We start from the raw sequence: 10,807 nt of genomic DNA, 5'->3' as shown, positions 1-10,807 counted from the left end.
GAAGCCGCTGGGCCGTCTGTAAGCTGCCTCTGATGTTGCTGCTGGTTGCTCTGCTGGAGCTTCTGAAGCCGCTGGAGCCTCTGAAGCTGCTTCTGATGTTGCTGCTGGTTGCTCTGCTGGAGCTTCTGAAGCCGCTGGAGCCTCTGAAGCTGCTTCTGATGTTGCTGCTGGTTGCTCTGCTGGAGCTTCTGCAGGCTGTGCTGGTTTTTCTTCAGCTGCTGGGGCTGGGGCTTCTGCAGGTTTTGCTTCTGCTGATGCCGTTACATGATCAATGGCATCGGCAACTGGTTGTTCAGTATCTGCGTAAGCTGGTGCTTCAGATGCTGAAGCGATAGCTTCTGTCACTTCTGAAACAGCTTGTGTTGATTCTTCTGTAGCAGGCGCTACTGTAGCCGTTGTGTCTACTGAATCAACAGGAGCAGACAAATCTGTTGTTGCTACAGCTTGTCCGTTTACTGTTACTTCGTTAGTTGTCAAGTTAGCCTCTGCAACAACAGATGCATTTGAAGTTTCTGAAGCTGGTGTTTCAACTTTAACTGAAACTGCTTGGTTATCAGCGTTGTAAGTTGTTGTCAAGACTGTTCCAGGGAAAATCAAGTCAATGTTTGTGATTTGGTTGATATTAGCCAAAACATTTACATCGATTCCCATTGCTTCTGCGATACTACCCAAAGTGTCACCGTATTGAACAGTGTAAGTTTGTTGGTTATCACTAACAGCGATGTCGGCTTTGATTTGGTCCACTGAACGGGCAGTCCAATTAGCTACTTCATCAGCATGTACATGACTAGCAGCAAAAAGTGAAAGAGCTGCGGTCGAGTATAGAAGTGCCTTAGTTGTTTTTGATTTTGATAACATGTATAAATTCATTCCTTTTTTAACAATTTTAACACTTACAATAATACCATACTTCTCGTCAAAAAAGTTGCAAATTATTGCACTTTAAAGCAATTACTAACTAGTTGTAATACGCCTAATTTATTGAAAAAAAGCTGAGACATTTGTAAAAGAATGTAACAATTCATTATCCCTCAACTGCTGTCTTCTTGAAAATGTTTTTGTCAAGATAGGTCTGTCCTTTAATAGGAATTAAGCACTATTAATGCGCTAGATAGTCTTCCCAAATATGATCAAATTGACCCAGATTGAAAGAGAAACTAGCCTGATCTTCCAAGTAGCGACTCACCTCTTCAAAGTCATCAGTATGTTTAGGAAAGGTTGAATCGTCAAACGCCAAGTCAGCTAAAATGGCTACTGGTTCATTGGATTTAGGGTTACGTTGCGTCATCAGCCAAGTATAAAAAGATTTTCTCATACTTTCTCCTAACTGATTAATTCTGTTCCGAACTGATCTTGTTTGATTTTTTTAGCTTTCATCAAACCACCCAAGGCTTTTTTAAATTGCCCCTTTGAAATACCAAAGGTTGCCTTTATATCTGCTGGTGATGATTTATCGTTCAAAGTCATAAAACCACCGTTGCTTTCTAGATAGGTCAAAATCATTTGAGCATCATTTTCAAGCATCTCAAAAGAACGTGGTTTCAAAGACAAATTCAGGGTACGATCGACCTCACGAAAACCAATCACACGGGCTTCAAGGACTTGACCCAAACGTGGCTCAGCATAACGTTCTGACGGATGGATGAAGCCAAGCATGTTATTTTCTGGTAGGTAAACAAAGGTTCCTGAGAGCTTGAGACGATAGGCGATAGCTGGCCATTTTTGATTTTGCATATTGTCATAGGCAGGCCCAGCCATACGTTGAAAGACTTCAGGTTCAGCAGGAAGCCCCCAAATACGGTCTTTTTTATCGACGTCTAGTTTGATGTAGAGTTTATCACCCTTCTTAGGCCAAAGCTCTTTGAGTTCCGGCAGCACATCAAGAGAGACGACAATTTCCTTATCTGGGATTCCCACATCCACAAAGACACCTAAATCCTTACGAACCTCAGTGACTTCTCCCCAATCATAAGAATCACGAGTTGCCTTAATTTCCTTTTGTGTCAAACGTGATTTCTGCTTGCTGTCAGTGTAGGCAAAGCCTGTTACCATGTCACCAATCGCATGATTTCCTTCATTTTTAGCCAAAGCAAAGGTCACGCCATCCTTTTGGACAAAGTAAAAGCGATCATTTTCATCAGTTACTAAGGCAGTAATGATGGTTCCAAGTAGTGTATTCATATTTTTCCTCAAAAAGAGAGCCGGACAAGGAAGCTAACATAGTCCATGCTTTTTTGCTTCTGTCCCACTCTCCTTATTTTTCTATTGATTAAACAGTAAGGAGTTCTTTTTCCTTTTCTGCTGTCATGCTGTCGATTTTCTTAACAGCATCGTCTGTTGCTTTTTGGATATCCTTTTCAAGACCTTTCAATTGGTCCTCTGTGATTTCCTTGTCTTTTTCTTGCTTTTTAGCTTCATCCATAGCATCACGACGGATGTTACGGATAGCGATTTTAGCATTTTCACCAACTTTTTTAACTTCTTTAGCCAATTCCTTACGAGTTTCTTCTGTAAGTGCTGGGATAACCAAGCGCACAACAGAACCATCGTTTGCTGGGTTGATACCAAGGTCAGATTCGTTGATGGCACGTTCGATATCAGCGATTGATCCTTTATCAAATGGTGAAATCAAAAGAACACGTGCTTCAGGAACAGTGATTGAAGCCAATTGATTAAGAGGCGTTGGGGCGCCATAATATTCGACTGTGATGCGGTCAAGAAGTGACGCATTGGCACGACCTGCACGGATTGAACCAAATTCGCGAGCCAATGACTCATGTGAGTGGGCGAAGCGTTCTTTAGCTTTTTCAATAATTGCGTTTGACATAATTTCTCTCTTTCTTACTTGTGTGCGTCTGCTTTATTTGAAACGGTAGTTCCGATGTGTTCACCTAGAATAACACGTTTAATATTACCTGGTTCATTCATGTTGAAGACTACGAGGTCAATGTCGTTATCCATTGACAAGGTAGAGGCTGTTGCGTCCATAATTTTAAGACCACGTTTGATAACTTCCACATGGGTCAATTCATCAAATTTAACCGCATCAGCATTCTTACGTGGGTCATCATTGTAGACACCATCCACACCATTTTTCGCCATAAGAATAGCGTCAGCCTCAATTTCAGCGGCACGGAGGGCTGCTGTGGTATCAGTTGAGAAGTATGGAGAACCGATACCTGCTGCGAAGATAACGATACGTCCTTTTTCAAGGTGACGAAGGGCACGACCTCGGATATAGGGTTCAGCCACAGATTTCATATCAATAGCCGTTTGAACACGTGTGTCAACACCAAGTTGTTTCAAACTGTCTGCCATAACAAGGGCATTCATAACTGTTCCAAGCATCCCCGTATAGTCCGCTTGAACACGATCCATTCCTGCTTCGGCTGCAGGTTCGCCACGCCAAAGGTTACCACCACCGATAACCAAGGCGATTTGAACACCTGATTCTGCGACTTCTGCTATTTCTTTAGCCATTGTCTGTACGGTTGGAAGATCAATCCCAACACCACGTTCACCAGCCAAAGCTTCACCTGAAAGTTTAATGAGGACACGTTTGTATTTTGGTTCTACCATGATTTCTCCCTATTAACTATGTTGTTTTTCTGATTGTATTCTTGGCTCAGATTTATCATTCCTAATCCGTAAATGACCATCTTTTTAAGAAGGAGATTAAGCTCTTACAAGCTCTTTCCAGATTGACAAATGGTCTCTTTATGACAAAGCGAACACTAAATCTTCATCCTTACTATTTTATCATAAATTAGGGTTTTCACCTAGTCAAATATTTTAAAATATCCTTACAAGATGACTGTAAAAGTGATGGTGTCATCTTTGTAGGAGGCAAAGAGACGCCCTTTAAATAATTTGACCATACTTTGAGCCATGGATAGACCTATACCGAAACCTTTATTTTCCTTGTTATTATGGGATTCTTCGATACGATAGAAGCGTTCAAAAAACTTACTATAATCGACTGCCTTACCATCCTTATAGGTATTCGACACTTCCAGGCGAGCCCGTTTACGAGTTCTTCCGACTTGACGAAGCCTTACCGTAACCGTCCCTTCTGGGTCACAATACTTGTTTGCATTATCAACCAGAAGAGTTACAAGTTCAAAGAGAGATTTTTCCTCTGCCTTAACATGGATGTCTGGAGAAATATCCATAAGGAAGGATTTCCCGTCACGAACAACTGGTCCCTTAAAGTCCTCTGCTGCATCCTCAGTAACATACGAAAAATCCACATCTTGAAGAACGATATCAGGATGCTCCTCAAGCCGAGATAAGGCCACAAGCGAATTGATTAGAGTGGTCAATCGTGCCACCTGGTCGTTAGTAGACTTGGTCCATTCGTTTTCCCCAGTCATGAGTTCCTGTAGCTCCGTGTTGGCAGAAATAATGGCCAATGGGGTCTTCAATTCATGACCTGCATTTGTGATAAAACGCCGTTGCTTTTCATAGTTTCGAATGAAGGGGCGAATGACGATTCCAGACAAAGCACTGACAATAACGACAAAAAAGATGAAGCCAAACAGTGATAAAAGGATACAAAGACTCATTAAAGCTTGGGAAGAATTATAATAAGAAGACGTGTCCAAAAAGACTACCAAAACCTTATTTTTACTGACCTTACTTACTTGATAGCTAAGATTGATGTTTTTTTCTCGAATCGTTCCTAGATTATTGGTCAAACGGCTAACTGTCAGGGCATAGCTAGCCGCTTCCTCGTCGTTTATTAGGGCCGTATGGCTGGTATCCTGGCTGACAACCTTATCACCCGATAAGGTCACACTGAAAAATCGAAAACTGTCTGAAGGAATCTCATGTCCTTGATTGGTCTCAATTTTTGTGGTTTTCCCAAAGCTACCATTATTTTCCGAAAGGGTGTTGAGTACCTTGCTAATTTCCTGCTCCGTCTGAAAAGACCTCACGGTATTGATGATTCCCACCATAAAGACCAAGATAAAGAGGATGGCCAAGGAAGCAATCGTAATAAATTGCAGGCGTAATCGTCTAAACATGGCCTACTCCTCTCTCATTAGCTCAAGACAAAAGTCGCCACCCTTTTCGCCCAAAATGCTAATATCAGCCTTAATAGCTTGCAATTTCTGGCGCAGATAGGAAATATAAACCCAGACAATTGATTCATCAACGTCATCTTCATCAGCCCAGATGGTTTTAAAGAGGTGCTCAGTGCTTAACTTCTTGGTAGGATTGTGCATGAAATAAGCCATTAACTTGGTCTCACGACTTGAAAGGCGAATACTATTACCAGCCACTAACTCTTGATCCTCTTGGTCCAAACAAACCGAGCCAAGCGTCAATACTTTTGTCGTAAAAGTCTCACTAAAACGGCGCTCCAATGAACGCAAACGAGCCAAAAGTTCCTTTAGGGACATGGGCTTGGTCAAGTAGTCATCCGCACCAGCATCAAGTCCCGTCACACGGTCATCAATTTCGGCCATGGCCGTCAACATAATAACATGCGTGGTATTCCCAGTTGAGCGAATTTCTCTTAGGGCTTCAATACCTGTTTTGATGGGCATCATGATATCCATGATCATCACTTGATAGGCATTCTCGGCAGCCAAATCCACTGCTTCTTGCCCATTAAAGGCCTGATCCACTTCGTACCCCTGATGTTCAAGAGCTGCTTTATAAACCCTGGAAAGAGCCTCCTCATCCTCTGCTAATAGAATTTTCAGAGCCATTTTAATCCCCTCCTTCTTGAATTAAGTTACGAATGGTCTGCATTGTCAAATCACATGAAGCCAATTCATCTGCACAACGCTTAAGCTCACGGGTAATCATTTCAGGATTCTTGATATCATGCTTGTACTTCATCTGATGTTCCAGACTGGCCCAGGAATCCTGAGCGATGGTCCGAAGCTGAACCTCCACAAAATAAGTACCTTTCTCATTTCCTAGCACATCTGGAAAGTCTGTTTCTATTTCCAAAATGAGGTGATAAGAACGATAACCGTTAGGCTTGGCATTTGAAATATAATCCTTCTCATTGTGGACCGTGACACCAGGAATAGCCTTTATCACTTCGATAGTTTTGTAAATATCATCAACAAAGCCACAAACGATACGGATTCCAATACTGTCACGAATTTCCTTGAGGGCAGACTGGCTAGTCTCAGGCAAATTCTTCCTACGACACTTTTCACGCATGGAGTCACTTTCCTTAATCCGTGAAATAAAATGTTCATAGAGTTTAAAGCCTGTTTCTTTTTTGCTCGCAATATTAGCCGCAATAATAGGGTCAGTTATTTCTTGTAAAATGTTGGGGAGATACTGAGCATATTCCCCATAAATACTTGGAGTTGACATAAAAACCTCCTCTAATAGCGTTTCTTCATTATAGCATAGATAGGCTTAAAAATAAGGAATGAGCCTAATAGAGCTGGCATTGTGACTATGAAAAAAATCCAGCCGAAGCCAGATTCATTTTACATCTCTAAGTTTTCCTTCCACTTGACTATTCTTCAAGAGATTTGACAAAAGGCCAATTGCCCAGCTTGTGTTTTTCATAAGTCAAAACCTTGTAACCACATAGCTTATAGCCATTCTTCTCATAAAAAGGTACATTATAGTCACGGTTAGTAATCAAGCCAAGACTACGGCCTCCTGTGCTACGCACAAAGGGTTCAACACCTTCAAGTAAGAAGCGACTTCCGATTCCCTTTCTTTGAAAATCAGGAGTTACCGCCAACATCATCAGGTACCAGTCGTATTCTGCAGAATCTTCCAAATGTCTCTCTGATTCTTCGACAAAGTTAAAATATTTAAACAACTTGGTAATACTGATGAAACGGAACAGCTTGGTCGCTCCATTTTGCAAATAGTTAAGCATGGAAACCGTCTGATGCTGCAAAATAGCTACCGCAACAATGCGACCATCCTGTTCGGCTACCAAGCAAGAATCCATCTTTATTGCCAAACGCACTAACATTTCCTGCAAGGCTAAGACAAATTCCTTATACTGCTCAGGTTTCTTTAAATTACTGGCAATCATTGAGAGATAGGGATAATCTTCAAAGGCATCTGCACATACTTGTGCAACTTCCTGAACTTCATCTTGTCTTGCTTGACGATATTGCATGACGGGTCTCCTAATCTATCTGTTTTTTCTCAGTATAACATAAAACGCACGACCTATAGTCATACGTTTTATGAAAATTTGTTAAATATTATAATTTTGTAAGAAAATCCTAGGCAACTTCTTCGGTAAACTGGCTATTATAAAGATCAGCGTAGAAACCATCTGCCGCCATAAGGTCAGCATGATTACCCTGTTCAATAATATTACCATCTTTCATCACAAGGATAAGGTCAGCATTTCGAATGGTTGACAAACGGTGAGCAATGACAAAGGAAGTACGACCTTCCATAAGCTTGTCCATAGCTTTTTGAATCAATTCTTCAGTACGTGTGTCAACTGATGATGTTGCCTCGTCCAAGATAAGGAGAGGGGCATCTTTAAGAAGGGCACGGGCAATGGTCAAAAGCTGTTTCTGACCAACTGAAAGTGTAACCGAGTCATCCAAATAAGTGTCATAACCTTTTGGAAGTGTGGTGATAAAGTGGTGAACACCGACAGCCTTGGCTGCAGCAATAACTTGCTCTTCAGAGATATTTTCTTGGTTGTAAATTAAATTATCACGAATAGTACCTTCAAAGAGCCAAGTGTCCTGAAGCACCATAGAGAATTGATCATGGACAGTTTCACGTTTCATGTCGCCAGTATCCACACCGTCAATGGTGATATGGCCTTGATCGATGTTATAGAACTTCATAAGTAAGTTAACAATAGTCGTCTTACCAGCACCTGTTGGACCAACAATCGCAATCTTTTGACCTGGCTTAGCAAGAGCTGAAAAATCATGAATAATAGTCTTTTCAGGAGTATAACCAAAGGAAACATGATCAAAGACAACTTGACCTTTAGTATCTGTCAATTCAGCTGTCTTACTTGATTCGTCATCCATATCTTTTTCTTCCAAAAATTCAAAGATACGCCCAATAGCTGCAGTTGCTGATTGGAGCTGTGTAATCCCTTGTGCAATTTGAGAAAGAGGTTGTGAGAAGATACGAACATAGGTCATGAAGGCTACTACATCACCAATAGTCAAGCTACCATCAATAACCTTAATAGCTCCCACAAGACAGACCATAACGTAACCAAAGTTCCCAATGAAAATCATAAGTGGCATCATAATTCCAGAGATAAATTGAGACTGCCACATCGACTTATAAAGTTTATCGTTTAGGGCCTTGAATGCCTTACTGCTCTCTTCAGTGGCATTATAGCTCGTTACAACAGCTTGACCAGTGTAGATTTCTTCGATATATCCATTAATGTTAGCCAAATTTTCTTGTTGACGTTTGAAAAGGGGTTGTGAGAAACCCATGATAAAGCCTACTAGAACAAATCCTATTAAGACAGAACCAATGGCAGTGAAAGCCATAGTGACATTTGAGTAAAACATCATAATAATGGCTGCGACCAAAAGAACACTTGAAGTAATTAGGGTACCCAGACCTTGACTAAGAGATTGTCCCAAAAGGTCAACGTCATTGGTCACACGAGAGAGGGTGTCCCCTTGAGAGTGACTGTCAAAATAATTAAGAGGTACACTGTTGATTTTCTTTTGGATAGCGGTACGGAAACGTTGTGAAAAGCGTTGTGTAACCGTCGCAACCGTAAAGCTTTGCAAATAACCAACAATGGCTGAGATAGCATAGAGAACAGCCAAGGTTAAAGCAATGCTGCCCACCTTGTCTAAATCAATACCGGGAATAACTCCCATCTTAGTTGGCGTAATCCCATCAGTAATAAGATTGGTGATTTCTTTTAATTTATCAGGTCCAATAACTGTAATGACCGCTGAAATAATAGCTCCAAAAATCGCTAAGACAAAGGGAATTTGGAAGCCTTTAATATAGGGTTTTAAGCGTTTATAGGACGATGTTTTTGGCTTATTTTCCATTTTCTAACTCCTCCTTAGACAATTGTGAATAGGCAATTTCTTGGTAGACTTCATTATTAGCCAAGAGTTCCTTGTGGGTTCCTTGACCAACAACCTTACCTTGGTCAAGCACCAAGATTTGATCGGCATCCATAATGGTAGAGATACGTTGAGCAACAATCAACTTGGTCATATCTTGTGTTTTTTCAGCTAATTCTTGACGCAGTTTACGGTCTGTCTTATAGTCCAAAGCTGAGAAGGAATCGTCAAAAATCAAGATTTCAGGCTTACGAGCCAAGGCACGCGCAATAGCCAAACGTTGTTTTTGACCACCTGAGAAATTAGACCCAGCTTGAGCCACTTCTGCCCTAAGTTGACCTTCTTTATTTTCAACAAAGTCTTTTCCTTGAGCCAATTCGAGAGCATCCCAAATCTTAGCATCATCAAGGGGACTATTATTGCTGGTTCCCATCGTCATATTTGACGTGATATCTCCTGAGAAAAGCACAGCCTTTTGCGGAATATAACCGATAATATTGTGCAAGGTGTCATGGTCATACTGACGTACATCTACACCATCAACCTTGATAGTCCCTTGCGTGGCGTCGTAAAAACGTGGGATAAGGTTGACAAGCGTTGATTTACCAGAACCAGTCGAACCAATGAAGGCAACCGTATCCCCCTTCTTAGCTTTGAAGCTAACATGCTCCAAAACAGGCTCTGACGTTTTAGAATAACGGAAGGAAACATCATCGAATGCGACAGTACCGACTTCTTTAGGCTTTTCAGAGTTATTTTCAGGGTAAGAAACTGAAGATTGGGTATCTAAAACTTCATTGATACGTCCAGCTGCTACAACGGCACGTGGAAGAAGGAAGAAGACAACAATCATCATCATGAATCCCATAACAACCTGCATTGCATAAGAGGAGTAAACCACCATATCTGAGAAGAGATGGATTTTATCTTCCATGGCACCAGCAATCTTAGTTGGATCTGTTGGAATCTTAACATCTTCAATCAAATGCGCACCAATCCAATAAATAGCTAAGGTTAAACCACTGGATACAGCTGTCATAACTGGTGTTAGTAATGCAAAAGAGCGTCCGATAAAAAGATTATTTCGAGTCAAGGCTATATTGGCATCTTCAAATTTATCCTCTTGATAACTTTCGGCGTTATAGGCACGCACCACACGAATTCCAGTAAGAGATTCACGTGTCACGCTATTGAGTTTATCTGTCAGAGTTTGAATCAAGCGTTGTTTAGGCATAACCATGATTAAAAGGAAAAGCAAGAGAATGGCAATCACCGCCACAGCAACGAGCAAGGCTAGGAGCCAATTTCCATTTTTATCTGCAATCTTAGTAATCGCCCAGATTGCCATGATTGGCCCTTGTGTAACAACCTGTAACCCCATGGTAAGCACCATCTGCAACTGGGTAATATCATTTGTCGTACGAGTCAAAAGACTAGGTATGGAGAATTTCTTAATCTCAGCATCCGAAAAATCAAGAACCTGATGGAAAATATCATCTCGAAGACGAGTAGTGAAACTTGCCGCTGTTCTGGCAGCTAGAAATCCAACTGCTACAGAGGCCATAAAGCCCGCAAAGGACATCAAAAGCATTCGCATCCCTGGGACATCCGTATTCCAGGCGAAAATATCTGATGCTTTAGTCCCCTTGGTTGATAAGAGGGTTGTGATGTCAGACATATAGTCTGGAATTTTCAAGTTTAGATAGACGTTCAAGCAAACAAAAATCACAGCTAAGACAATCATACTTAACTCTTTTGCCGTCAAACGTTTAAAAATTTTAAACATA

Annotated in this window: 11 protein-coding genes; all 11 read right to left on the bottom strand. The window is 41.2% G+C overall.

All coding sequences use genetic code 11. The features are described from left to right. Positions 1–858: LysM peptidoglycan-binding domain-containing protein (locus HMPREF0848_RS00320; RefSeq protein ID WP_083802096.1), on the bottom strand; the 858-nt coding region annotated here is incomplete at its 3' end. Between the two features lie 241 nt (positions 859–1,099). Then, positions 1,100–1,315: a YozE family protein gene (locus HMPREF0848_RS00315; RefSeq protein ID WP_004183949.1), complete on the bottom strand. Its 216-nt coding sequence runs from the start codon at positions 1,313–1,315 to the stop codon at positions 1,100–1,102. A gap of 8 nt (positions 1,316–1,323) precedes the next feature. Next, positions 1,324–2,181, bottom strand: coding sequence for an RNA-binding virulence regulatory protein CvfB (cvfB, locus tag HMPREF0848_RS00310; protein ID WP_008533897.1), 858 nt, complete (start codon positions 2,179–2,181; stop codon positions 1,324–1,326). A gap of 88 nt (positions 2,182–2,269) precedes the next feature. Then, positions 2,270–2,827: a ribosome recycling factor gene (frr, locus tag HMPREF0848_RS00305; RefSeq protein ID WP_004183951.1), complete on the bottom strand. Its 558-nt coding sequence runs from the start codon at positions 2,825–2,827 to the stop codon at positions 2,270–2,272. 14 nt (positions 2,828–2,841) lie between these two features. Next, the gene (gene pyrH / locus HMPREF0848_RS00300; protein WP_004183953.1) at positions 2,842–3,579 is read right to left on the bottom strand and encodes a UMP kinase; all 738 of its coding nucleotides are present in this window, start codon (positions 3,577–3,579) and stop codon (positions 2,842–2,844) included. Between the two features lie 224 nt (positions 3,580–3,803). After that, on the bottom strand, positions 3,804–5,027 hold the full coding sequence (locus HMPREF0848_RS00295) for a sensor histidine kinase (RefSeq protein WP_008533895.1): 1,224 nt from the start codon (positions 5,025–5,027) through the stop codon (positions 3,804–3,806). A gap of 3 nt (positions 5,028–5,030) precedes the next feature. Next, entirely contained in the window at positions 5,031–5,717 is a 687-nt protein-coding gene (locus HMPREF0848_RS00290; RefSeq protein WP_008533894.1) for a response regulator transcription factor, read from the bottom strand. A 1-nt stretch (position 5,718) separates the two neighbouring features. After that, positions 5,719–6,342, bottom strand: coding sequence for a GTP pyrophosphokinase (locus HMPREF0848_RS00285; protein WP_004183960.1), 624 nt, complete (start codon positions 6,340–6,342; stop codon positions 5,719–5,721). A gap of 148 nt (positions 6,343–6,490) precedes the next feature. Further along, on the bottom strand, positions 6,491–7,114 hold the full coding sequence (locus tag HMPREF0848_RS00280; protein ID WP_004183962.1) for a GNAT family N-acetyltransferase: 624 nt from the start codon (positions 7,112–7,114) through the stop codon (positions 6,491–6,493). Between the two features lie 109 nt (positions 7,115–7,223). Further along, positions 7,224–9,002: an ABC transporter ATP-binding protein gene (locus HMPREF0848_RS00275; protein ID WP_008533890.1), complete on the bottom strand. Its 1,779-nt coding sequence runs from the start codon at positions 9,000–9,002 to the stop codon at positions 7,224–7,226. After that, positions 8,992–10,806, bottom strand: a complete 1,815-nt coding sequence (locus HMPREF0848_RS00270; protein ID WP_008533889.1) for an ABC transporter ATP-binding protein — start codon at positions 10,804–10,806, stop codon at positions 8,992–8,994. Before HMPREF0848_RS00270 ends, HMPREF0848_RS00275 begins: the two co-directional genes overlap by 11 nt. Position 10,807 lies beyond the last annotated feature (1 nt).

The organism is Streptococcus sp. C150 (assembly GCF_000187445.1).
In the GTDB taxonomy this organism is placed as follows: Bacteria; Bacillota; Bacilli; order Lactobacillales; family Streptococcaceae; genus Streptococcus; species Streptococcus raffinosi.
The sequence above is the reverse complement of the archived record's forward strand: the minus strand, read 5'-3'. Positions and strand labels throughout refer to the sequence as shown.

Coding starts and splice junctions, on each gene's coding strand:
- HMPREF0848_RS00275 (WP_008533890.1), bottom strand. CDS start 9,002: ATGGAAAATAAGCCAAAAACATCGTCCTATAAACGCTTAAAACCCTAT.
- HMPREF0848_RS00315 (WP_004183949.1), bottom strand. CDS start 1,315: ATGAGAAAATCTTTTTATACTTGGCTGATGACGCAACGTAACCCTAAA.
- HMPREF0848_RS00270 (WP_008533889.1), bottom strand. CDS start 10,806: ATGTTTAAAATTTTTAAACGTTTGACGGCAAAAGAGTTAAGTATGATT.
- HMPREF0848_RS00295 (WP_008533895.1), bottom strand. CDS start 5,027: ATGTTTAGACGATTACGCCTGCAATTTATTACGATTGCTTCCTTGGCC.
- pyrH (WP_004183953.1), bottom strand. CDS start 3,579: ATGGTAGAACCAAAATACAAACGTGTCCTCATTAAACTTTCAGGTGAA.
- cvfB (WP_008533897.1), bottom strand. CDS start 2,181: ATGAATACACTACTTGGAACCATCATTACTGCCTTAGTAACTGATGAA.
- HMPREF0848_RS00290 (WP_008533894.1), bottom strand. CDS start 5,717: ATGGCTCTGAAAATTCTATTAGCAGAGGATGAGGAGGCTCTTTCCAGG.
- HMPREF0848_RS00280 (WP_004183962.1), bottom strand. CDS start 7,114: ATGCAATATCGTCAAGCAAGACAAGATGAAGTTCAGGAAGTTGCACAA.
- HMPREF0848_RS00285 (WP_004183960.1), bottom strand. CDS start 6,342: ATGTCAACTCCAAGTATTTATGGGGAATATGCTCAGTATCTCCCCAAC.
- frr (WP_004183951.1), bottom strand. CDS start 2,827: ATGTCAAACGCAATTATTGAAAAAGCTAAAGAACGCTTCGCCCACTCA.